A 23322-nucleotide genomic window follows, 5' to 3' on the forward strand; every position below is an offset into this window, starting at 1 on the left:
ATTATCTCAAACCTGCAAGTCTTTTTTTCGATCTTTTGTTTGTTCGATTAAAAATAAAACAATTCTAAGTGGCGGGCATAAATATTCAGCAATGAATGGTTATATATTAGCTACTTGTACCTATACTTTGTAGATATGATTAAAAGCCAAGTGATGCATAAAATAATATTTTCCAAAAATAAAACAAAATCAGACGTTTGTTAATAGAGAATTTAATTGAATGAAGAGAGTAATAATACTTTTTAAAAGTAGTAGGTTGATACTATTGAATAAAAATTACACTTATTCTTGCACATTATTCAAAGCTGGGTAACATGTAACGGCAATTTATATTTTAAAAATAATAATTAGGTAAACTTTTATGAACTCTCCGAAACTTTTAAACGTTATTATCGCGTTGATTTTTGCTATTGTTGCTTATTTTATCGCTGATAATTTATTAAACACTTCTCTATCCATCGCAATTTTCGTCTTTATAACAGCAATTATCACTTCTTTATTTGGCTCTCAAAGCAGTTTAGCTGAAGAAGATGATGGTGAAGTCAGTACACTTTATGTAGGTAATTTACCTTATCGAGCAAACGAAGGTGCAGTAAGAGCATTGTTTTCAGAATATGGTAATGTCCATTCGGTACGCTTAATGAAAGATAAACACACAGGTAAAAGACGTGGTTTTGGTTTTGTTGAGATGTCAGCCTGTGATGCAGATAATGCTGTGAGCCAATTAAACGACTCTGAATTTCAACAACGTACGTTAAAAGTGCGTGAAGCAAAAGAACGTCCAGAGAAATCAGATAACAATGAATAAGATGAAATATTAATTTTCAATTATAAAAGCCGCATAATTTGCGGCTTTTTGTTAGCTGACGGTCCAATACTTAAAGTTAATTCTTGCCGCTTATATTTATGAAGGCTCTTTTATAAAAGGAGTTGTTACTTTTTCTAACTGTTGTAGATTTTCTTTATAACTTTCTAAATGAGAAAACTCAGCTTCGAATACTTTTTCAAACAGTGTGAAAAATTGTCCATTTTGATTTTCTAGAAGCCTATCTGTTTGATCTTGTAATACTTGCAGTTGCTTCACGAAATCAATCAATGGTCTCAATGTTTTCTCCTGACTTGGCAGCACTTTTTGATCGGCATTTGCCACTTCGCTATAAGCTTGACTCACTTTTGTCGTTTTACTCTGATATAACTCCATGGAAAATTCAGCGATTTGACCAGTATCAAAGCCTAAATTCATAGCGTGATCGAACGCTTTTTCGATATCACCTTTAAAAAAGTCTTTCTGCAACATATTGACATCTTTAATTAATGAAGCAATTGCTTGTTGTTCATCGTCACTAATATCTCCTTCAATCGTGTAGCTAAAATGCGTAGTTCGATAGCTAGAACTTGAAGATTCAAATCTTTCCACTTGATCTTTGTCATTCGTATACCTGTCATTTTTTTCTGCATGTTGAATATCACTAAATGCAATGCTAACTTTGTCGCCATCTAGTGTGGTGATAACTAGATCACTTGTTCTTTTTGATGATGCGTAAAGCTCTGTATTCAAGGACGTTACTATATTTTCAGAGTCTAACTTTGAAACCTCAGAATCTTCAGATTTTTCAGCTTGGTTATTAGTTGGAAAATAGGATTGTTCTAACTCATCAATTCCCTGAAAAATTAATCCTCGGCTTTTTTCAATGCCATTTGTAAGCTCATCATCAAGCACACCTAATTCATCTAATTCGCCAAGCGCTTGTTCAAAACCTCTTGTCACCCCAGTTCGTGCTTGGTTAAACATAGCTTCTAACTCATCGTTTGAACTTCCTTCTTCTTTTGCTAAACGAATTCTTCCACCAATAAAGTTCAAAACGTTTTCCGCGACTTTTTCAAAATCAAACAAGGAAGTGTTATTTTCTTCTATTTCATCAATTTCTTCCGATGTGATTATCTCTCGGCTGCTAGATGAAAACTGCATAGATATCGAGTGTTGAACAACCTTCATCCCTAATGGACCATTACCTGTCAACGCCACATTATCTAATATCTCTTGTCGATACGATTCTAATGGATGAGCCCTATGATGTTCATGAGCTTTAGTTGTATGATTTCTTTGAGGTATTTGTGCATCAGCTATATTATCTACTTTATTCATCATCATAATCTCAAAAAATAGGTGTGTAACGTTATCGGCAAAATTGCAAAAAACTTAATGAAAGTTGCTCACTTGCTATATTTATACTAGACAAAATTTTGATGAACGCTAAACTCTGCGCTCTTTATTCAGTGCGCCATTAATAACAAACCTAAGGTAATTTCATGTTTAGTCATATAGATCCAATCAATTACGATAAGCAATTGCTTGAAAAGCAAGAAAATATGACAGCTTTATTTCGTGATTTTAACTTTTCTGGCTTTGATATATTTACTTCAGAGCCGATGAATTATCGCCAAAGAGCGGAATTTAGAGTATGGCATGATGGTGATGATTTGTATTACATCATGTTTGATCAAGCAACGAAGAAAAAATTTAAAGTAGAATATTTCCCTGTTGCTTGTACCTTAATTAATGAACTAATGTCAGCCTTATTAACGATGGTTCGCGATAAACCAATGTTAAGAGAACGCCTTTTTCAAGTAGACTTTCTTGCGACATTAAGCGGTGAAGCAGTTATTAGTTTACTTTATCATAAACAATTAAGTGATGAATGGCAGCAACAAGCACTCTGGCTGAAAGCACAATTAGCAAAAATTTGTCCGATAAATATTATCGGTAGAGCGAAAAAACAAAAAATCATTCTCGAGCAAGATTTTGTTACCGAAAAATTGACTGTTGCTGGTCAAGAATTGATCTACCAGCAAGTTGAAAATAGCTTTACCCAACCTAACGCTAAAGTAAATGAAAAGATGTTAACGTGGGCGCAAGATGCAACGAGAGATAAAGGTGGTGATTTAGTTGAGTTATATTGTGGTAACGGTAATTTTAGTATTGCCCTTGCAGCAAATTTTGATCGAGTCATTGGTACAGAAATCTCCAAAACGTCAGTCAAGTCAGCACAAATTAATATCGCTCAAAATAACATTTCAAATATTGATATTGTTAGAATGTCGAGTGAAGAGTTTAGCCAAGCGATGAATGGCGAAAGAAAGTTTCGTCGCCTAGAAGGCTTTGATTTAACGAGCTATAACTACGACAGTGTCTTGGTAGATCCGCCAAGGGCTGGCTTAGACCCTGATAGTATTGAGTTAGTCAGTCGATTCAAGCACGTGGTTTATATTTCATGTAATCCTGAAACTTTAAAGGATAATTTAACGGAATTAGTTAAAACCCATAAAATAGAAAAAATGGCCTTGTTTGATCAGTTTCCGTACACCCATCATATAGAAACAGGGGTGATTTTAACAAAACGCTAAACCAGCATAGTTAATAATGACTTGAGGACAACCACTGACTTAAGGTTTTGGAGTTTCTATGCGCTGCGCAAGCTCCATCGCACCTCGCGCAATAAAACGTAACTGTTGAATAGTGCGATAAGCGAGTTGTTCTCTGTCTTTTTTATCAGCATCTAACGCATCTGAGCCAGCACTAAAAACAATAGTAACAGCCGCATTTGCTTGTAATGCCGCAACTTCAGCATCTAATTTATTAGCCTGTTGTAAATAATCACAAAGCTCTAGCGTAAAATAGCTAATTTCTCTGTTTACCGCAGCACGAAAAGCCGGCGATGTCCCTGAGCGTTCGCGTAAAAGTAAACGAAAAATATTGCCGTTACTTTCAATAAACTCCATAAAAATTCGGACAGAAATTTGAATGACAGAACCACCTTTTTCAATGCGTTGGCGTGCTTGACGCATTAACTGACGAAGCGTTAACCCTGCTTCATCAACTAAAGTAAGACCTAACTCATCCATATCTGAAAAATGACGATAAAATGATGTTGGCGCTAACCCCGCTTCTTTCGCGACTTCTCGTAAACTCAAACTTGAAAAACTCCGATCAGCACTTAACTGGCCTAATGCAGCATCAATTAATTGTCGACGTGTTTTTTCTTTTTGTTGCGCTCGAATTCCGCTCATTTTTCTACCTTAGCTTATTACTACCTTTAATATGATACTGAAATTAAAGTGTATTACTAGCACTTAAAAGCAACTTCAAACTGATGAATTATTCAAACTTAGTTAAAGAGTCGAATTAATACTTGACTCATCTGGTATGACAACTAAAATAGCGTACACGTGTACACTGAAAGTTTTATTTAGAGATTACCCGGAAGATTCATGAAAAAACCTAAACTTATTTGGTTGAATGTCGCTGTTTTCGTCATCACCTTTTTATTTGCAGCAATAGCTGTGCCTTATAGAGCAATTACCCACGGTTTTGATAGTGCAGAAATCATCATGGCATTGTTGTGTTTTATTTATTGTGGCATGTCAATTACTGCCGGGTATCATCGCTTATGGTCTCATAAAACTTATCAAGCACATTGGTCATTACGCATCATCTACGCTTTAGGTGGAGCTTTTGCATTACAAAACAGTATATTACATTGGTCATCTGATCATCGAGTACACCACAAACATGTCGATAATAATGATGTCGATCCTTATTCCGCTAAGAGAGGATTTTGGTACTCTCACATTGGTTGGATGCTAAGAGAATACCAAGCACATCGATATACCAATTATGAGAATGTGCGGGATTTACAAAAAGATCCCATTGTTATGTGGCAACATAAACATTATTTGTTATTAACGATTTCCCTTAACTTTGGTATTCCACTGTTGTTTGGCTTATGGCATGGCGATGTGATCAGCAGTCTACTATTGGTTGGATTTTTACGATTGGTATTAAGCCATCACACGACTTTTTTCATCAATTCCCTTGCTCATATTTGGGGTAAGCAAACCTACACAGAAAAAAACACCGCGCGTGATAACGGGTTTTTAGCATTTCTTACTTTTGGCGAGGGGTATCATAATTTTCATCATATCTTTGAAAATGATTATCGTAACGGCATTCGCTGGTGGCAATTTGACCCGACAAAATGGCTGATTAAAAGCTGTGAATATCTTGGTTTAACCTATAAATTACGGAAAAGTCCTGAAGATAAAATAGAGAAAGCACGATTATCTATGATACTTAAACGTAGCCAACAAAAGCTGAGTGAGCACCCTGACGCGGAACAACTACTTGAACGTTTACAGCATGAGTACGATGCCTTAATTAATAAACTAAATGCTTACTACGATATCAAAAAAACCTTAATTGCAAACAAGCGAGATAAACTCATCGCAGACGTAGAACGCTCAGAACTTGTTGCGCAATATAAAGAATTAAAACAGCGATTAATTGATCAGCAACAAAGTTGGCAATTTTTTATCGAAAAACTCGCTTAAAAAACAATTTATTAGTTACCTAATCCCCATTTCCTGCTAAAATTTTTATATCCGTAGGAACTGGGGTTACAGTCTTGACTAAGCAAACATCTTCAACAAGCAAAAAAAGTAAAAAACAATCATTCGATTTTGATGCAATCATCATAGGTACCGGCCCTGGTGGCGAAGGTACTTCAATGGAACTTTCAAAAAGAAATAAGAAAGTCGCTATTATTGAACGATATAAAGATGTTGGCGGGGGTTGTACACATTGGGGCACCATCCCTTCAAAGGCATTACGTCAAAGTGTAAGACGATTAATAGAATACAACTCAAATCCATTATTTCGCCAACATGAAAAAGCCAAACACTTAACTTTTCCTGATATTTTGCAACATGCTGCAGCAGTGATCAGAAAACAAGTGCAATTGCGCAGTGGTTTCTATGATAGAAATAGAGTGGAACACATTGTCGGTGAAGCGTCATTTGTAGATAAAAACACCTTACAAATTTTAAAAAGTGATGGTTCTGTTGAACAAATAACAGCGGCACAAATTGTTATCGCCACTGGTTCTCGTCCTTATCGACCTGATGACATTAACTTTAAGCATTCCCGCGTATATGACTCAGATACAATTTTATCATTAACCCATGACCCACGTTCTATCATCATTTATGGTGCAGGTGTTATAGGTAGTGAATATGCATCAATATTTAGAGGCTTAGGCGTTAAAGTAGATTTAATTAATACGCGTGATCGTCTACTTTCCTTCCTTGATGATGAAATGTCTGACTCATTAAGTTATCACTTATGGAACAATGGTGTGGTAATTCGCCACGGTGAACAAATTAAGCGTGTTGAAGAAACAGAAGAAGCTGTTGTTGTTCATTTAGAGTCAGGTAAAAAAATGCGGGCAGATTGTATGTTATTTGCCAATGGTCGCACAGGTAATACTGCTGACTTAAAAGTCGAAAATGCGGGATTAAAAGCTGATGGTAGAGGTCAGCTTAGAGTGAACGACCACTACCAAACAGACGTTGAAAATATTTATGCTGTGGGCGATGTTATTGGTTACCCAAGCTTAGCAAGTGCGGCCTACGATCAAGGTCGTTTAGCGGCTGATGCAATGATAGATCAACAAAGTACAGCTAAATTAATTGCTGATATTCCAACGGGTATTTACACCATTCCAGAAATTAGTTCTGTCGGTAAAACAGAACAAGAATTAACAGAAGCCAAAATACCTTATGAAGTTGGTCGTGCTCAGTTTAAACACCTTGCACGAGCGCAAATTGCCAATAGTTTAGTTGGTTCATTAAAAATTCTATTTCATCGTGAAACAAAAGAAATTTTAGGGATTCATTGTTTTGGTGAAAATGCAGCAGAAATTATTCACATTGGCCAAGCAATCATGCAACAAAAAGGTGGCGGTAATACTATTGAATACTTTGTGAATACCACCTTCAATTATCCAACCATGGCTGAAGCCTTTAGGGTAGCCGCATTAAATGGACTTAATCGTTTATTTTAACAAAACGATAAGTGATTAGAATTGGTAAATATTAGGGAAAACTCATGAAATTTTTTACTTTTACACTAGTAACCTTGATGAGTTTTCTAATATTTACTACTCCTGTCGTCGCTAATGACACTAATAGTGAACAACAATTTACTGTGTATTTAGTCAGACATGCGGAAAAAGTATTGACGCAGAAAAATCCTCCTTTAACGCCATGTGGAGTTAAGCGAGCAGAACAACTGTCAGTTATGCTTGAACAAGCAAAGATAAAAACGATCTACAGCACAAAATTCGTCAGAACAGAACAAACTGCAGCTCCACTAGCGAAAAAGCTGAATATTCAAGTACAAAGTTATTCTCCACGCGATTTAAAGGCTTTTGCAAGTAAGATCAAACAAGCAAAAAACAATACTGTGATCGTAGGGCATAGCAATACTACGCCTCAATTAACTGCGCTGATTGCCAATACTTTAGTGAAAGAGATAACTGAACAAGAATATCAAATGTTATATCAAGTACAATTTACGGGAGATAATGCTCAATTAACGCTTTTAAAACAACCACTCAGTTGTCAATAAACTGAATGTAAATGAATAATTCCCATCCATAACCTGTTATTTTATCAAACCAATACGTTTACTGGGTAACGGGTACTTTGACACGCCCTGCTTTTATTAATTTAATGTTAGTAATTTTATATGGCTTACCCCATTGTTGTATTGTCATCATATTTTCTACCTTCTCCCCCTGAATGCTCACAACTGCCCCATCTTGTTTAAAAGCATTGTCTAAATTTAGCGGTAAAAGTTTATCGCCACTATGGGTGATCAATCCGTAAAAACCTCCCTCAAAATTCAAATACTTAATTTTTGCCTGCTGCCATTTCATTGCATCATCCTTCACACCAGAAACTTTCTTATCATGTGTTACTGCATTTTTGTCTGTGACAACTGTGGTGGTATTTTCAAGAGACTTTTCTGTTGATTGCTTTTCTGCTGCTTGATTACACCCCATTAAAGTGAATGCTAATAAAGCTAAACTTGCGGTTATTTTCATCATACTATCTTCCTTTCTACTACGGCTTATTACTGCATATATTTATCGCAATTAAATGCTGATTGCTGACATAAGTGTACACGTCATTTAACTGGCTCACATAAAAAAAGGAGCCTATAGCTCCTTTAATATATCTACGTTAGATTTTTTACTTATGGTACTGCTTACTTTGTTCGCGCACTGCTTTGATAAAATGTCCGGCATGCTCAGGGTTTACATCAGGGTGAATACCGTGACCTAAGTTAAAAACATGGCCTGTACCGCCTTCTCCGAAGCCCTTAAGGATAGTTGCAACTTCTTCTTCAATACGCGCTTTAGGTGCATACAACATGGAAGGGTCCATATTGCCTTGTAAAGCAACTTTATCACCAATGCGCGCTTTCGCGTTCGCAATATCAATTGTCCAATCAAGGCCAACCCCATCACAACCAGTTGCCGCGATGCTTTCTAACCACATGCCACCATTTTTGGTAAACAAAGTTACTGGAACTTTTCTGCCATCGTTTTCACGCGTTAAGCCATCAACAATCTTAGCCATATATTGCAATGAGAAGTCTTTATAGTCACGTGGTGATAAAACTCCACCCCAAGTATCAAATACCATGACGGACTGAGCACCTGCAGCAATTTGAGCGTTCAAGTAAGAAATAACCGAGTCCGCTAATTTATCTAAAAGCAAATGGAGCGTTTGAGGCTCTGCAAACATCATTTTTTTAATCTTGGTAAATGCTTTAGAACTACCACCTTCAACCATATAAGTTGCTAATGTCCACGGACTACCTGAGAAACCAATTAATGGCACTCGCCCTTTTAGTTCTTTACGAATAGAACGAACAGCATTCATTACATATTGCAACTCGCCTTCTGGATCTGGATGACCAATTTTTTCTACGTCAGCTTTACACGTTATAGGACGCTCAAACTTTGGCCCTTCACCCGTTTCAAAATATAAACTTAATCCCATGGCGTCTGGAATCGTTAAAATATCACTGAATAAAATTGCTGCATCTAACTCAAAACGGCGAAGAGGTTGAATGGTAACTTCGGTGGCAAGTTCAGTATTACGGCATAGCGCCATAAAATCGCCAGCATCTTTACGTACTTCTTTATATTCAGGTAAATAACGACCTGCTTGTCGCATCATCCATACAGGAGTGTAATCTACAGGCTGACGCATTAACGCGCGTAAATAAGTATCGTTTTTTAATTCAGTCATGAATAGTTTCCATTAAATCAAGTGCGCGCATTCTACCATTGTGAATTTTTTTGATCTATGTTCTAAATCAAAACATCCAAAATAACGCGTTAACAAATAGAATTTTACTAAATAACTTCTTTACCAATCATGAACTTAGTTTTAACAAAAATATAACGTTTGTTTTTTAACCAGAAATACGAATGAACTCGTGGTATAAATGCTCTAATAAAGTTGTTGCAAGGGTAAAATCTGTTTGCTATAAATTGTCCCGCGCTAACGGAAAAGAATAATAATAAAAAGATAAAACTAAGAAGAAGCTAGTAAAACTAGACCATACAGCGAGCATTTCAAGCCTTACTTTTGTAAGGCTTTTTTATTGCCTAAAATAATATGGATGCATTGAATATTTAATCTTTGAGTGCTTTGAACTTAACCTAAACATGCTTTAAATTTACAAATAGCTTTCAAAGTCATTAGTTTCACAGGTCATTAGCTGAACAAGTTTAGGATGAATAAATAACTTTTCTTTACCCTCTTTAATTTCAGTTAAAACGCCAATATCACAAAGTTGTTTAAGATAAACCGACGCGGTTTGTCTTTTCGCAATGCCACTATCAACTAAATTACTAATGCGACAATAAGGTTGCTCAAAAATAACTTTAACCAATTCATAAGTATAAATTTTAGGTAACTGTTCACGGATATACTTAGTTGTATGCTCAATCAGTTCACGCACAGCGGCAATCTTATCTGTTGTCCATTTTGCTGTTTCTTCAACAGCTTTAAGTATATAAAGTATCCACGGTTGCCAATCACCATTTTGAGTAACACCACGTAATAATTGATAATAATCAGCTTTGTTTTGCACAATATAATGACTTAAACACAGGATAGGTAACGTTAATAAATTTTGATCTATTAAGTATAAAATATTAAGTACACGTCCTGTTCTACCGTTACCATCAATAAAAGGATGAATAGCTTCAAATTGATAATGACTGATAGCCATTTTTACAAGCGGATCAATATCGTCCTCTGTATGAAGAAATACCTCCCAATTAGCCAGTAATTCCCTTATCACTTGTTCGCCTACTGGCGGTGTATAAATTATTTCACCCGTTGCTTGATTACTTAACGTTGTACCAGGCACTTTTCTAATATCCATTTGTGCTGATTTTATTGTGCTACATATTTCAACTGCTGTATTAGTGCAAAGTGGGCGTTGCTTTAATTGCTTATAACCTTGATATAAAGCAGTTCTATAACGTAACGCTTCTTTAGTTGCTTGATCAGCATGGCTGTCTTCTTGTGCATACTGAAATAATTTATCTGATGTAGTGACAATGTTTTCAATTTCAGAACTGTCTTTCGCTTCAAGCAAGGGTAATAAATTAATCAATAAACCTTGATTAGGAAGTAAATCACCCGCCTGTTTAAGTTCAGCTAACGCAGCACGAGCAGGAATACACGCTTTCAAAATAGCTATGTTTTCTGTCACATCTACACTTAGTGGTAGTGTGGGCATTTCATTAAATGGAAGATCCGCTCGCCAAGTCATATTTATGTTTTCCGTTTTTATCGACACGAATTAAGCATATGTCTATACCATCAACATGTAAAGGCAACATGTTTATAAAAGTTAAAAAAGTCGACACGTTTTGATAGGAATTAGTTTAATGTCGATGGGATAAACATAAAAAATTTAATTAAAACGAGGGTGTATTCATCATGAAAGTTAAGGGACTTGTATGCAACGGCAAAGCGTTTATAACCCGACTTTTCACGTGGCAAATAGAAAGAGCTGCTGCTTAAGCTTAAGGCTAAAGCCCTAAATATACCTACAGCCCTATTTAACTAGGTTTATATATTTTTCAAACAGCAGAACGAGGCTTTAGCCTCATATTAGCCTTAAGGCTTACCTTCCTAAATACAATTTCAATAAAATAATGCTTTAGTTAAACAATCACTGATTGTGAAAAAATGGTTTTACTTGGAGTTCTGTAAATAACTGTACCAAGTAAATGTACTTATGTTTTATTCACACTTAATTAACAATGGGTTATGATAAGAAGAATAAAGAGAGGGGAAGCTCTTACTCAATTAAAAATAAATATAAATGGATTTTAAACTATGTCTAAGTTTCACCTATACTTAATCACTGTATTTTTAAGTGCATTACTTTCGGCTTGCGGTGGTGGAGGTTCAGGCTCTGCAAACACCACGAAACCAATTCAAAACATATCTCCTGTAGCAGATGCAGGAATAGCTCAAACTATTGATGAATTAGTTGAAGTATCATTAATTGGTTCGGGGACTGATGTGGATGGAAACATAGTAAGTTACAGCTGGTCACAAACAGCAGGAACAGTTGTAGAATTAACAAATTCTGATAGATCAACAGCTACCTTCGTTGCTCCTGATATCACATCCGATGAAATATTAACTTTCCAGCTTACTGTTACTGATAATGATGGGGGGACAGCAAATGATACTGTAGATATCAGCATTACTAGAGTCAACCAGTTACCCGTAGCAGATGCAGGAGTAGATCAAACCATTGATGAATTAGTTGAAGTGTCATTAATTGGTTCAGGGACGGATGCGGATGGAAGCATAACAACTTATAGTTGGTCACAAACTGCAGGAACAGTTGTAGAATTAACAAATTCTGATACATCAATAGCTACCTTTGTTGCTCCTGATATCACATCTGATGAAATATTAACTTTCCAGCTTATTGTTACTGATAATGATGGCGTTATAGCAAGTGACGCAGTGGATATCACAGTAATTCACTTAAATCAGCTACCTGTAGCAAATGCTGGAGATAATAAATCTGTTCAAAAAGGGACAATTATTTCATTGAATGGCACTAATTCTCTAGATCCAGAAGGCGAAACGATAACCTATGCTTGGTCTCTTGTCTCTTCAGGGACTAATGTTTCAATACAAAACCCAAGTTCCGAGCAGCCACAAATTACAATACCAATAGTCTTAGCTGATGAAAAATTGTTGTTTCAACTTATAGTGAATGATGGAAATAAAGATAGTCTTCCCGATATTGTAGAAATAACAGTACTTAAAGGTTGTAATGATGGCTATATTAACAGTGCGTGGTTTTGCGGGGATGAAGAAGCAGAACAAGTTCTTCAAGGTAACGCAACTGTACAACTACCATTAGATATCTATCCACTTCCAGCAGAATTTGGACTTCGTTGGCGTATCATTCAAGCATTACGATTACTTGGTTATGAAAAGCACGGCATTAATACTGGAGAGACGGTTGATTCAACAAAATTACGTGAAATTGATGAAAAATTAGCTGCTATTGAACCTGTTATAGCAACCAAATCAGATAAACTACCAAATTATATGGATATATCAGGACCTAACTTTGCTGACAACCTTTCTCAAACTTTTGCTGCCCACTTATTTTCATCGATTTTTGACTTAATTAACTCTGGAATCACTCAATATCAAAAGCATACTAATGAGTGCTTAATTGCCAACTTAGTACCTCAAATGTGTGGCGCTTTAATTGACATGGGAGTGTCTTCAGGGTCTTGCAAGAACAATCCAGTCTTTCTAGATGAAATAATAATACAAACACCAGAGTTGTTTAGCTTTGACTCTCAAAAGCGCTCTGCTATTAGAGCGGATGAACATCCATATGATGAAACTGTTTCTAGCACTTTTTCCTATGTGAGTGTATTAATACATGAAATGGTGCATGATCTAGATGCTAGATCTGGAGATAGCGAATATATGCATCCTATCTATGATCGAAAAGAAGTTTGCTCAGATAAACTAATTGATTATATGAATAGCTCAATAAATCCTTTTGTTTTTGCTTCTGAAGATTATGGAAATCAAGATGTTAAGGACTTTGTTAGCAGATATGCATCTGGTTTAGGTAATGCAAATAATAGTTATAGATCTTGGGAAGATGTTGCAGAATCTATAACATCTTACATTTTACTGCCTGAATATTTTAGAGACAGAATGCAGCATAGTGAGTTATTGCAAAATAAATACAACTGGGTGCGTGATGTTGTGTTCAATGGAATTGAGTTTACTAACCCTTATCTTAATAGTACTGATTACAAAGTATCTGGTACAACCTCAGAGTTTTATACTGAAAATGAACTTAGTCGTTTTAGTATTACTGATATAAAAGTGCTAAATTGATTGTGACAAAATATTCTCTAGTAGTTACAGCTTTTATGTTTGATGCCCGACCTGTTGATTTTGTTTAAGCTATGGAAATAGAACACTACTAAAATTATATTTTGCATTGATGTATAATACGCTGTTACTCGTTTTAACTTCTGATAACAGCTTATTAGAAAGTAAAACTATGTATGCATACACAAACCAAGCAGCCCCAGTGCATCCCCAGAAAATAAAATTAACTTTAAGTATTTATATAACAAAGACTTAGTATATATTTGAGTATTTCTTTTGTAAGGCTTTTTTATTGCCTGAACCATCAAAAATTGACAATTTTTTATCATTGCTTCTTAATAGTAATAGCTACCAATAATTAAAAATAAATTATTTATTTTTATTTTAAATTAATTTGAACTAATTCAGAAAACCCTGCTCTTACTATACAGAAGTGTTATCTCCCATAGTATTTCATGTTTTTATAATGCATTTGTTTGAATTCAAGCAAATGCTTTTTTTTTGCCTAAAATTTAAGAAAATATCTCCCATAAAAAAACTCGTACTCTTTTCCAAAAATTTTGGCTCAGAATACGAGTTTTTTATGTATTGCAGTAAATAACTAAGGTTAAATATTACTGTTCAAAGTAAAATTTATGACGCTTATTATCATAGTTACCTTCTTCGTTCATGGTTTCGCTGTTATATAAACGACCATTTACCATGGTATATATTACGCGATCCGATAAACGAATATCTTGGGTAATGTCACCATCAACAACAATCATATCCGCTAATTTACCCACTTTAAGTGAACCAATTTGGCTATCTAACCCTAAAGTTCTTGCGGGGTTAATTGTGGCAGTGCCTAGTGCTTGAAGAGGTGTCATGCCACCTTGTGCCATCATCCACATTTCCCAGTGCATGGCTAAGCCTTCACGTTGTCCGTGACCACCTGAATTTACGATGGATCCTAAATTTTGCAGCTCAGTAGCAACCGTAGCAACGTTAATATGATTATAGTGATGATGTGGTGCTTTAGGACGACGCATAGAACGCGGATCTAAAATTTCACTCGGCACATATTGACTTAATCGCGGATGTTTCCACACGTCAGTGGTGTCATACCAATAGTTTTCACCGGCAATACCACCAAAAGCAACGCCCATAGTTGGCGTATAAGCCATGTCAGATTGCGACCATAGTTGCTTAACATCATCATATATTACGGCCGTCGGAATAGAATGTTCTAACGTTGTATGGCCATCAATCAGCATAGTTAAGTCATGTTGCAATAACGAACCACCTTCTGGCACCACCATCATTTCTGCTTCACGTGCCGCTTGAATAAACTGCTGACGTTGGTTTCTGCGTGGTTGGTTATAACTTTTAACGGAGAAGGCACCTACTTTCTTTAAACGCTCAACATGAAATTTCGCGTCATCAAGTTTATCAACATGCGCGGTATAACCTGCAACCGTTGCACCATATAAAATAGTACCGGTTGAAAATAACCGTGGCGCAACAATTTGACCGGTTTTTTGCATTTCACTTGCCGCAAAAAATTCAGTGGTGTCATTGGATGGATCATGAATTGTTGTTACACCTAAGGCTAAACCTGCATAGTTTTCCCAGTTTTGCTCTGGGATAATTTCACTGCTGCCTTGTGGACCATGTGCATGGGCATCGATAATACCTGGCATAATAGATTTTCCGGTAATATCTACCACCTTGGCATCACTAGGTATTTCCACGCTACCGTTCGCACCAATTGCAGAGATTTTATTTCCGTTCACGACTACAACACCATTATCAATTACATTTTCACCTTCCATAGTGATCACTTTACCACCAACAAAGGCGACAACACCTGCAGGCTTATCTGCTTTTTTCTTAAATCCTAAGTGAGTAACCAATGGCTCGGACTGTTTATTTTCAGAATCAGCTTGTCCGTTAAATTCAAATAAGCCATTGACAGAAGCTTGATATAAATCGGCCCCTAAACTCCAATACAATTGATCAGAATCACCATTCCAATTAATACCTTCGCCGGCTCTAACGGATAATTGTTCTACAGGTAAGTTATTTGCACCCGGTCCTGTATCTATAACATCTCCACGTTCTACAAAAGGTGTAACAAAGACTTTAAATCGCTCTGCAAACGCTAAATGTTTGCCATCTGGAGATACTTGATATTCTGTCGCGAATTTACCTTGATATAACGCCTGTGTTTTCTTATCCGCTAAATTGACTTTAACTAACTGTGTTTTTTTACCTTGTTGGATCAAGTAAATATGCTCGTTATTTGCACCAAAGTGAGGTTTAACCCCAGATTCAGTAATTAAACGAGCTTTGCCGCCTTTCGTGGCAACGGTATAAATACCCGCATTTAAACCCCATTTAGGATCTAAAATAGCGCCGCCCGAAACTTTACGATACACCACGGTTTTACCATCTGGCGAGAAACTTGGTTCAATGTATTTGCCTGGTTCATCCGTGATCACTTTCCCTTTACCACCACGTGTTGATACCACGCGGATTGCACCTAATTTATTATCATCCCAAGTAGCAAACACTACTTTTCTACCATCTCGTGAGAAGCTTGGATTTAATTCAAAATGAGCTTTCTGTCTCGTTAACCGTTTTGCTTTTCCTGTTGTTTTACCTTTAGCAATGCTCTGTATATAAATATGACCTAAGGATTCAAAAACCACTTTTCTACCGTCGGGAGACACCTCAACATCGCGCAACATTTTTATATCAACATTGTCTTGGTCAATATCTTGCTGGAAACGTAAGTTGGTTTGGATTTTCTTTGTCGTTTTAACATGAAATGGGATCACTGAGCTTTTACCCGTTTCTATATCCAATTTATTGATATGGCCGCCAGCCCAAAACACCATCCCCTCGCTTTCAGGTAACCACGCCATGTTTGGATAGACACCATGAATTGCCCAAGTTTCTTGCATATCACGGTCTAATCCGGTGAAAATTTTACGCTCTTCACCACTTTTTAAATCATATAAATATAAATTTGACTGAAAATCATCACGGCTAACATAAGCAAGATATTTACCGTCAGGTGATGGTACAGGTCGAATCGCACCACCTTTACCTGAAACAATAACGTCAATTTCACCCGTCGCTAACTCAAGACGTTTAATTTTATAAATGCCTTTTTCAGAATCTTTACTGTAATGAAAAGTTTTTCCTGGCGTTGCGTCTTGTGAAAAATACACATATTTTCCATCATGAGAAAACGCAGGCTCACCTAAATCTTTTTGTTCATTTGGACGTTTAGTTAACATCACGCCACTACCGCCCGTTTTATGATACAGCCATACTTCGCCCGCACCTAATGAGCGTGAACCGGTATAGTGTTTGCGGCCAACTAGGTAATTACCATCAGGTGACCATGCAGGACTATTTAATAAGCGAAAGGTTTCTGAGCTCACCGCTTTTCCTTCACTACCATCGGCTTTCATGATCCATAAATTATCGCCGCCATCTTCGTCAGACGTAAAAGCAATATGCTTTCCATCAGGGCTAAAACGAGGTTGCATTTGCCACGCAATATCGGTCATTAATGCTTTAGCTTCACCACCGGCAATAGGTAAAGTATAAATATCACCTAATAAATCAAACACGATATTTTTCCCATCAGGACTCACATCGACGTTCATCCATGTGCCCTGAGTCACATCAATATTGGCTGTTTTAAAAATGCCTTGCGGATCATTAACAGACCATTTTTCAGGTTTACTTCCTTCATCATAGAAAGCAGAGCTAGACGCTGAGAATGCTAAAGCAACAGAAAGTGCTAACGTTTTAAGTTGTCTTATTTTTTTTGTATTAAAAGTATGAGGCATGCTTGTTGTACCTATTGTTTTAAGGGCTTATTGTTCAATAAATGATTTAAAATGAATAATTGTATACAATTTTTAAATAAGATAATAAAGCACACTTTAACTACAGAATAAAGTGTGTTTCGACAAATAACTTTTATTCAGGGATAGATGGAAGATTATTTACAGAATGACAATATAACGCTGGTAAGTTTTATCCGTAAACCTCCACTTAAAAAAGCGTATTTATATTATTTTTGATAACCCCAACGCGGCATAATTTTTTGCTCTATGTTCAGGTGATCTAATAATCTGCCAACCATAAAATCAATTAAATCATTGATGGATTCAGGGTTATGATAAAATCCCGGCGCGGCAGGCATAATAGTGACGCCCATTTGCGATAAACTCAGCATGTTTTGTAAATGGATGGTCGAAAAAGGCGTTTCTCGCGGAACTAAAATTAACTGTCCTCTTTCTTTAATCACTACATCGGCTGCTCGTTCAATTAAATTATCGCTCATTCCTTGGCTTATCGCGGCAAGTGTTCCAGTTGAACAAGGACACACCACCATTTTTTTCGGAGCTGCCGAACCCGAAGCAACCGGAGAAAACCATTGCTCCTTACCAAAAAACGTAATTTGGCCCTCTTTGGCATTAAATTTTTCGGTTAATACTTTTCCTGCTGCATCAGGTGAACTTGGTAATTTCAAACCAACTTCGGTATCAAATACCACTCGTGCTGCGCTGGAGCAAAGAATATATAGTTGATGATCAGCAGCGACTAAACATTCGATAAGTCGTAACGCATATAAAGAGCCTGAGGCGCCAGTGATCGCAATAGTTATTTTTTCGTTAAAATCACTCATGCTTATTTCCTACTTTCTCTTCGTTAAACCAGCTAACAATTTGTCGTGAATGCCACCAAAGCCACCATTACTCATTACTACAATAGTATCACCTTCTTGAGAATCACTAATGATTTGCTCGATAAACTCATTCAAATTGTCGTTGACATAACAAGGTTGCTGACAATCGGCAATTAATGCCCCAACTGACCATTGTACTTTATCACCTTGAAAAACATAAACAGCATCGGCTTCATTTAATGACGCTGCTAAAGTATCTTTATGAACACCAGACTTCATAGTGTTTGACCTAGGCTCTAACACAGCAATTATTCGATGTGTATGTTTTGTACTTGCGCTACTTTGCTCGCCATTTTTTACAGCAACGTTTGCTCGCAAACCCGCTAATGTTTTGCTAATAGCCGTTGGGTGATGGGCAAAGTCATCGAATACTCGAATACCATTCACCTCGCCCCTAAGCTCTAAGCGACGTTTGGTATTAACAAATTCAGCAAGTGCATCAATGGCAACATGAGCAGGAACTCCAGCATGTCGTGCAGCGGCGATAGCCATTAAGCCGTTATCAACATTAAAGTCGCCAATTAACGACCATTTTACTGTGCCTTGTAATTCACCTTTAAAGCGAACATTATATTCACTGCCATCGGCAATTAATTTTTCAGCATGCCAACCTTGGGCTAAGTGCTCTTGATCGGTACTCACTTCTACTGGTGTCCAGCAACCTTGCGTTAAGGTCTCAGCAATTGCATGCTCACTTTGTGGGTGAATAACTAATCCATTACTTGGCACCATTCTTATTAAATGATGGAATTGGCGTTGAATATCACTCAAGTCATTAAAAATATCAGCGTGATCAAACTCCATATTATTGATCACTAAAGTACGTGGTCGATAATGAACGAATTTAGAACGCTTATCGAAAAATGCCGTGTCATATTCATCCGCTTCAATGACAAAGAACGGCGCATCCCCTAAACGTGCTGAACAATCAAAGTTTTGTGGAACGCCGCCTATTAAAAAGCCCGGCTTCATGTGCGCATACTCTAATATCCAAGTAAGCATTGAACTGGTGGTTGTTTTACCATGAGTACCCGAAACCGCTAACACCCAGCGATCTTTTAAAACGTTTTCAAGCAACCATTGTGGACCAGAAATATAAGGAATATTTCGATCTAACACATGTTCAACCATCACATTGCCGCGCGCCATGGCATTACCAATTATGACTAAGTCAGGCTCATCATCTAAATGTTCAACTAAATAACCTTGTTTTAATTCAATGCCTAATTGTTCTAGCTGTGTACTCATCGGTGGATAAACATTCGCGTCACAACCAGAAACACGATGCCCTAATTGTTTTGCAATGGCGGCTATTCCGCCCATAAATGTGCCACAAATACCTAAAATATGAAGATGCATAACTTTCCTAAAACGCTTTTATCACTCAATTTATTGGTACAATATCTAAGGATGTACCTTTATCTCGCTAATATACCCAAATCACGTTGAAAAAACACAATTGTTACCATAAGTTAATCATTTAAAAGTGCTAAAATAATAATTTGTATCGATTGATGGCTATTTTTTAACGATTCATTTTGCTAGTTTGTTCATTCAACGCTTTACTGTAAGGAAATTTGTGACTTCTCCTATTGTACAATCACTTCATATTTATCCGATAAAATCTGCTGCAGGAATTGCGTTATCAAAAAGTTGGGTTGATGACTTTGGCCTTAGTTTTGATCGACGTTTTGTGCTCACTGATCTTAACGGACAATTTATTACGGCACGTACTCAACCTACCCTTTGTTTAATCCAATGTTATTTAACTCCTGAGGGCTTGATATTAACGGCCCCTAATATGCCGCAGCTGGAAATTATTTTTAAAAACTTTAGTGAACAATATCACTCTATTACGGTATGGAAAGATGATATCAATGCTTTATATTGTCATCAAAGCTATGACAAATGGTTTAGCCAATATTTGAACTTACCCTGCCAATTGCATTTTTTCGCCGATAAATCATCACGTAAAGTTAAAAATAGTGACAATCAAGTAGGCTTTGCGGACGGTTACCCACTACTTTTGATTTCACAAGCCTCCTTACTTGATTTAAATAGCCGGTTAACCGCGCGATATGATGAACATGCCGGTGTCACCATGGCACAATTTAGACCTAATATTGTTGTTAACGACACGCAAGCTTTTGCCGAAGATGGTTGGCAACGCATTCGTATTGGTGACGTTGAATTTGAGATAGTTAAACCATGTAGTCGTTGTGTTTTTACGACGATAGACCAAGACAAGGCTGAAAAGCATCCAAATCAAGAGCCATTATCAACCCTAAAATCCTATCGTCAAGTTGAAAAAGGTGATGTGATGTTTGGGCAAAATATCATTCCTTTGAATAAAGGCCATATAAAGCAAGGCGATACCGTTACAATAGTAAGTTACCAATCACCGCTTCATTTTGTTTCTGAGCAGAAAGGAAGTAAAAAAGTCATGAAAGAAGAGAATACAACAGTGAATGAAGCGGCTATTTCAGAAAGTATTATCCCTAAAAAAGTAAATATAAATTTTGATTCATGGAATAAAAAGCATAAAGGCAATACCCTTGAGCCTATTTTAGATCAAGGTGAAGCCGCAGGCTTAATACTACCGTATTCCTGTCGAGGTGGCATGTGTGGGCGTTGCAAAATAAAATTAAACTCAGGCAATGTAAAACAACTCGCTGATGATGGCTTAACCGATGACGAAAAAGCGCAAGGTTATGTGCTAGCTTGTAGCAGTATTCCGCAATCTGATCTAGTTGTTAGCTCAAGCTGATTCAACAACGTAAGCAGAAAATAAAAGTGACCTCTTCATGTTAAAGTTAAATTGTGATTTAGGTGAATTAACCGAGACCGAAAATAATGACGCGTTAATCATGCCCATGATTGACCAAGCTAATATAGCCTGCGGTGGCCATGCTGGAGATCAACAAAGTATGATCAATACGGTAAAACTGGCCAAAAAAAATCATGTAATGATTGGCGCTCACCCGAGCTACCCTGATAAAGCTAACTTTGGTCGTTTGTCTATGGTCATTGAAGCATCCGAATTACAAACAAGTTTATTAGAGCAAATCAATACCCTAAGTGAGATATGTAACCTGCAGCAAAGTCAATTAAGTTATGTAAAACCACATGGTGCTTTATATAATGATATGATGAAAGAGTTATCTATTTTTGAAACCGTCTGCAAAACCCTCTCACAATTAGAAGTAAAACTCCCCTTAATGATCCAAGCTTTACCCGATACGGGACAATATCAAACAATTGCCAATCAATATGGCATAACAATGTTATTCGAAGCGTTTGCCGATAGAGCATACCAAAGCAATGGCTTATTAGTGCCTCGCTCACAAACTGGCGCAGTATTGCATCAATCAGACAAAGTAATTGCTCAAATATCACAATTGATCAAACATCAACAATTAACCAGTATTGACGGCAATAAACTTACTTTACATGTCGATAGTTTATGCGTTCATGGTGACAATGATGCGGCACTTGCATTGATTCGTGCCCTAAGAAAGTTGCTCAATGAACAAGGTTAATATTGATCCGAGTAGTGAAAATAGTGTGTTGATCACTTGGCCGGAAAAAATTTGTCCAATTCAACATAAGCAGATCTTAAAAACGTTAGCGCAAATAAATGGCGAATTAAACAGCGCTAGCACCCCTTTCATTACGGAATCGATTGTTAGCTACAACTCAATCATGCTTTATTACTGCTTTAATAAAATCAGTTTTCATCAACTAAAAAAGCGCATTTATGATTGTGTCGAGCTCGTATTAAATACCGACATAGCACGGCAAGAAGCGTCAGTGACTATCGAAATACCGGTTTATTATGGTGAAGAAGCTGGTTGGGATTTATCCAACGTCGCGAAACAGTGCCAGCTTTCCACAAATGAAGTAATTAAATTGCACAGTCAGCAAATATACCGTTCATACGCGCTGGGGTTCACGCCAGGTTTTTGCTATTTAGGCACATTAAATAAACAACTCGTTTTACCCAGAAAAGCAACACCTAGATTAACAGTCCCGAAAGGTGCCGTAGCAATTGCCGAACAACAAACAGCCGTTTATCCTAATTCAAGTCCCGGAGGCTGGCATATTATTGGTCAAACACCTGTCGAACTTTATCAACAAAACCAAGAGACTTTTACTCCCTTAATTAACGTTGGCCAGCAAATTAAGTTTATTGAAATTGATAAAACAACCTACCTTGAGTTAGCAGGACAACCTCCTTTTATAGAGGACAAGCATTGATGCCATCTTTAACCATCAGTCGATTAACAGGCTACGCCACCTTTCAAGATTTAGGGAGAAATACAGCCCAACACCTTGGCTTTAGTGGCAGTGGTGCAGCAGATGAATATAGCTATTTATTAGCGAATCAGCTTATTGGTAATGCAGGCATTGAACAAACGTCGACAAATAAAAATAACACTCCTGCCGCCATTGAAGTGACATTAGGCCAGTTGTCACTAGTGGCCAATGCAAGTTGTCAATTAGTGATTACCGGAGCAGATTGCCAAGCGCAGGTAAGACTAAAACATGGCGAGCAGCTCGCTATTAAAAATAATCAGGTGTTTACTTTATCGCAAGGTGATGAATTACATATAGGCTCTCCGAAAACACAAGTTTATAGCTACCTCGCCGTTAAAGGAGGCTTTTTAGCCAAAAATTGGCTTAATAGTGCTTCGCAAACTGTAAATGAGAATGCCTTGGGCTTTACTGAAGCAAAATTAACAGCCGGTAGCGAACTATCATTTCGGGCTAATGAAACTCCCTTGGCTGAAAAAGTCACACAAAAAAATCACCTTAATCATAATTTTCATCGTTCAGAACAACTTATTTTGCGTTTTTTACCAAGTCAACTTTGGCAACATTTAAAGATGAGTGTTAAACAACAATTTCTTGCACAAGATTATTTCATTACCCCCCAAAGTAATCGTATGGGTTATCGTTTAACTGGTGATGCGCTTACCTTAGAGAAGGTTACAAACACGCTGTCTAAACCTACCAATTTTGGCACAATACAATTACCACCTGATGGCCAACCAATCGTCTTAATGAAAGAACGACAAACCATTGGTGGCTATCCAACCTTAGGCACAGTGATACAAACCGATTTATTTCGATTAAGTCAAAAACGACCGGGTGAACAAATCAAATTTATTCCTGCCACTTTAGCGCAAGCACAAGCTCAATTACTTGCTTTTAGCTTAAAATTTCAAGTGCCAAAATAACGT

18 protein-coding genes are annotated in these 23322 nt (G+C 37.0%); 10 read left to right on the top strand and 8 right to left on the bottom strand.

Translation table 11 applies throughout. The features are described 5' to 3' along the window. Nucleotides 1-361 precede the first annotated feature (361 nt). A complete protein-coding gene (locus ABXH06_RS07010) occupies nt 362-808 on the top strand; it encodes an RNA recognition motif domain-containing protein (RefSeq protein WP_311583855.1) in 447 nt (148 codons plus the stop codon). Between the two features lie 96 nt (nt 809-904). Here ABXH06_RS07010 and ABXH06_RS07015 read toward each other — a convergent pair whose 3' ends face one another. Beyond that, nucleotides 905-2152, bottom strand: a complete 1248-nt coding sequence (locus tag ABXH06_RS07015; protein WP_353517765.1) for a DUF5610 domain-containing protein — start codon at nt 2150-2152, stop codon at nt 905-907. Nucleotides 2153-2310: 158 nt separating this feature from the next. Here ABXH06_RS07015 and trmA point away from each other — a divergent pair, with 158 nt between their 5' ends. Continuing rightward, nucleotides 2311-3405 carry a tRNA (uridine(54)-C5)-methyltransferase TrmA gene (gene trmA / locus ABXH06_RS07020; protein WP_311583859.1) on the top strand — a complete coding sequence of 365 codons (1095 nt, stop codon included), beginning with the start codon at nt 2311-2313 and terminating at the stop codon, nt 3403-3405. 39 nt (nt 3406-3444) lie between these two features. Here the strand turns inward: trmA and fabR are convergent, their stop codons facing one another. Then, nucleotides 3445-4068 carry an HTH-type transcriptional repressor FabR gene (fabR, locus tag ABXH06_RS07025; protein WP_303449966.1) on the bottom strand — a complete coding sequence of 208 codons (624 nt, stop codon included), beginning with the start codon at nt 4066-4068 and terminating at the stop codon, nt 3445-3447. A gap of 201 nt (nt 4069-4269) precedes the next feature. On the opposite strand from fabR, the gene ABXH06_RS07030 reads away from it, so the two are divergent. From ABXH06_RS07030 to ABXH06_RS07040, 3 genes are all read left to right on the top strand, one after another. After that, nucleotides 4270-5388: a fatty acid desaturase gene (locus tag ABXH06_RS07030; protein WP_311583863.1), complete on the top strand. Its 1119-nt coding sequence runs from the start codon at nt 4270-4272 to the stop codon at nt 5386-5388. Between the two features lie 74 nt (nt 5389-5462). Next, nucleotides 5463-6899 (top strand): Si-specific NAD(P)(+) transhydrogenase, encoded by a 1437-nt coding sequence (sthA, locus tag ABXH06_RS07035; RefSeq protein ID WP_353517766.1) that lies wholly within the window; start codon nt 5463-5465, stop codon nt 6897-6899. Between the two features lie 44 nt (nt 6900-6943). Next, nucleotides 6944-7465: a SixA phosphatase family protein gene (locus ABXH06_RS07040; protein WP_311583867.1), complete on the top strand. Its 522-nt coding sequence runs from the start codon at nt 6944-6946 to the stop codon at nt 7463-7465. Nucleotides 7466-7523: 58 nt separating this feature from the next. Here ABXH06_RS07040 and ABXH06_RS07045 read toward each other — a convergent pair whose 3' ends face one another. The 3 genes from ABXH06_RS07045 to fic all read right to left on the bottom strand — a co-directional run bounded on the left by ABXH06_RS07045 (nt 7524) and on the right by fic (nt 10699). Next, nucleotides 7524-7946 (bottom strand): hypothetical protein, encoded by a 423-nt coding sequence (locus ABXH06_RS07045; protein WP_353517767.1) that lies wholly within the window; start codon nt 7944-7946, stop codon nt 7524-7526. Between the two features lie 145 nt (nt 7947-8091). Further along, complete coding sequence (gene hemE / locus ABXH06_RS07050; RefSeq protein ID WP_353517768.1) at nt 8092-9159, bottom strand: uroporphyrinogen decarboxylase; 1068 nt, start codon at nt 9157-9159, stop codon at nt 8092-8094. A gap of 433 nt (nt 9160-9592) precedes the next feature. Further along, nucleotides 9593-10699: a protein adenylyltransferase Fic gene (gene fic, locus ABXH06_RS07055; RefSeq protein ID WP_353517769.1), complete on the bottom strand. Its 1107-nt coding sequence runs from the start codon at nt 10697-10699 to the stop codon at nt 9593-9595. A gap of 572 nt (nt 10700-11271) precedes the next feature. Between fic and ABXH06_RS07060 the strand changes: the two genes are divergently transcribed. After that, nucleotides 11272-13329 (top strand): PKD domain-containing protein, encoded by a 2058-nt coding sequence (locus ABXH06_RS07060; protein ID WP_311583875.1) that lies wholly within the window; start codon nt 11272-11274, stop codon nt 13327-13329. Nucleotides 13330-13940: 611 nt separating this feature from the next. Here the strand turns inward: ABXH06_RS07060 and ABXH06_RS07065 are convergent. The 3 genes from ABXH06_RS07065 to mpl form a co-directional block, all read right to left on the bottom strand. Then, nucleotides 13941-17174 (bottom strand): amidohydrolase family protein, encoded by a 3234-nt coding sequence (locus tag ABXH06_RS07065; protein ID WP_353517770.1) that lies wholly within the window; start codon nt 17172-17174, stop codon nt 13941-13943. 227 nt (nt 17175-17401) lie between these two features. After that, the gene (locus tag ABXH06_RS07070) at nt 17402-18019 is read right to left on the bottom strand and encodes a flavin prenyltransferase UbiX (protein WP_353517771.1); all 618 of its coding nucleotides are present in this window, start codon (nt 18017-18019) and stop codon (nt 17402-17404) included. A 9-nt stretch (nt 18020-18028) separates the two neighbouring features. Beyond that, nucleotides 18029-19438, bottom strand: a complete 1410-nt coding sequence (gene mpl, locus ABXH06_RS07075) for a UDP-N-acetylmuramate:L-alanyl-gamma-D-glutamyl-meso-diaminopimelate ligase (RefSeq protein ID WP_353517772.1) — start codon at nt 19436-19438, stop codon at nt 18029-18031. 220 nt (nt 19439-19658) lie between these two features. Between mpl and ABXH06_RS07080 the strand changes: the two genes are divergently transcribed. Genes ABXH06_RS07080 through ABXH06_RS07095 form a run of 4 tightly spaced genes read left to right on the top strand, consistent with a single transcriptional unit; the run spans nt 19659 to nt 23319 of the window. Continuing rightward, on the top strand, nt 19659-20846 hold the full coding sequence (locus ABXH06_RS07080) for a YcbX family protein (protein ID WP_353517773.1): 1188 nt from the start codon (nt 19659-19661) through the stop codon (nt 20844-20846). Between the two features lie 37 nt (nt 20847-20883). After that, complete coding sequence (locus ABXH06_RS07085; RefSeq protein WP_311583890.1) at nt 20884-21618, top strand: 5-oxoprolinase subunit PxpA; 735 nt, start codon at nt 20884-20886, stop codon at nt 21616-21618. Further along, nucleotides 21605-22336 (top strand): 5-oxoprolinase subunit PxpB, encoded by a 732-nt coding sequence (gene pxpB, locus ABXH06_RS07090; protein WP_353517774.1) that lies wholly within the window; start codon nt 21605-21607, stop codon nt 22334-22336. Before ABXH06_RS07085 ends, pxpB begins: the two co-directional genes overlap by 14 nt. Then, a complete protein-coding gene (locus tag ABXH06_RS07095) occupies nt 22336-23319 on the top strand; it encodes a 5-oxoprolinase subunit C family protein (RefSeq protein WP_353517987.1) in 984 nt (327 codons plus the stop codon). The genes pxpB and ABXH06_RS07095 overlap by 1 nt, the downstream gene beginning before the upstream one ends. The last annotated feature ends 3 nt before the right edge of the window (nt 23320-23322 follow it).

The organism is Thalassotalea sp. SU-HH00458 (assembly GCF_040362795.1).
Classification (GTDB): domain Bacteria; phylum Pseudomonadota; class Gammaproteobacteria; order Enterobacterales; family Alteromonadaceae; genus Thalassotalea_H; species Thalassotalea_H castellviae.